The sequence below is a fragment of the Gelidibacter algens genome (genome assembly GCF_001678675.1).
In the GTDB taxonomy this organism is placed as follows: Bacteria; Bacteroidota; Bacteroidia; order Flavobacteriales; family Flavobacteriaceae; genus Gelidibacter; species Gelidibacter algens.
In genome coordinates this window covers 1-1,505 of the sequence record NZ_LZRN01000114.1, presented here as the reverse complement: position 1 = coordinate 1,505, position 1,505 = coordinate 1, and the positions used below count along the sequence as shown (strand labels likewise).

Genomic DNA, 1,505 nt, shown 5'->3' with positions numbered 1-1,505 from the left:
ATGAAAAGAACAATCATTTTATTTCTGATTATTTTCTCAAATTTGACTTACGGACAAATTCCAAATAAATTGTCCAACGAGGAAAAAATCTATGGTCTATCCAAATTTTGGCAAGAAGTAAATTACAATTTTGTTTATCTAAATAAAGTGGACAGAACGGAATGGGATAATCAGTACAAAAAACTTATATCGGAAGTTCAAAACACGCCAAACGATTATGAATATTATCGATTGTTACAAAAATTTTGTGCGTTCTTAAAAGATGGACATACCAACGTTTGGTTTCCAAAAGAAATTCAAGATAGTATTCTAAATACAGATTTTGGAGATTATAGAATTTTTCTAACAAACATAGATGGTAAAGCTATAATTACGAAAGTGAATAAAAGCAAAAAAGACGAATTGCCAATCGGCACGGAAATTACTAAAGTAAATGGATTATCGACTAACCAATACATAAACCAAAACGTTCGACCTTATATTTCTACATCTACACAACATATTTTAGATGATTGGTCAATAGCTTATATGTTAGAAGGTTTTATTGGTTCAACTTTTGACCTCGAATTAAAATTACCAAATGGTAAAATAAAATCTATAAATCTTACGCTTAACAACAGCGAAGAAAAAGAATTGTATCCAAAAGAGAACAACGACATATTTGAATATGGATTATTAGAAAAAGACATAGCCTATATTGCTCTAAATTCATTTACAAGTTGGGACATAATGGGTTTGTTTTCGGATAAGCTTCCTGAAATACGAAAAGCAAAAAAATTGATAATCGATTTAAGAAAAAATGGTGGTGGCAATGAAAATATAGCACGAGAAATTATTAAATATCTCACGAACGACACCATTATTTATGGTTCAAAATCAAAAAGCAGGGAAAATGTTTCTTACTATAAAGCTATTGGTAAATACACAAAGGCAACTGATACATTAAATAACAATTGGTCAAAACAAGCCTACTTAACTTATCACGACAATTATTATTTTGATTTTCCATATAATTCCTATAACACCGCAAATATGGACATTGAAAGAATTGAAATGCCAACTGCGATATTGATTGGACATAATACAGCATCGGCATCTGAAGATTTTTTGATTTATGCAGATAATCAAGAAAATATGACAAAAATCGGAGAACCAACTTTTGGAAGTACAGGACAACCTATGATATTTGACTTACCAAATGGTGGAATAGGAAGAGTTTGCACGAAAAAAGATACTTATCCAGATGGTCGAGAATTTGTGGGTTATGGAATAAAACCAGATATCGAAATTAAAACTAAATTGAGTGATTATATGGAAAATAGAGACGTAGTTTTAGAAAAAGCAATTGAATATCTGAACGGAAAATAACTGGTGGCAACACCGTATATAAGCTATGGCTTGGTCTGTGCTTATTTGGAAAATATACGGATTTCCCAAAGTTAGTTTATATTTGGAGAGTTTCGTACTAAAAACACGCCACAGCTCATATACATAAACGTTGGCAA

At 30.8% G+C, this 1,505-nt stretch carries 1 protein-coding gene; it reads left to right on the top strand.

The window, feature by feature from the left end; translation table 11 throughout:
* Window positions 1-1,368, top strand: a 1,368-nt coding sequence (locus tag A9996_RS19315) for a S41 family peptidase (RefSeq protein ID WP_066439175.1), incomplete at its 5' end; no start/stop codon positions are given.
* Between the last annotated feature and the right edge of the window lie 137 nt (window positions 1,369-1,505).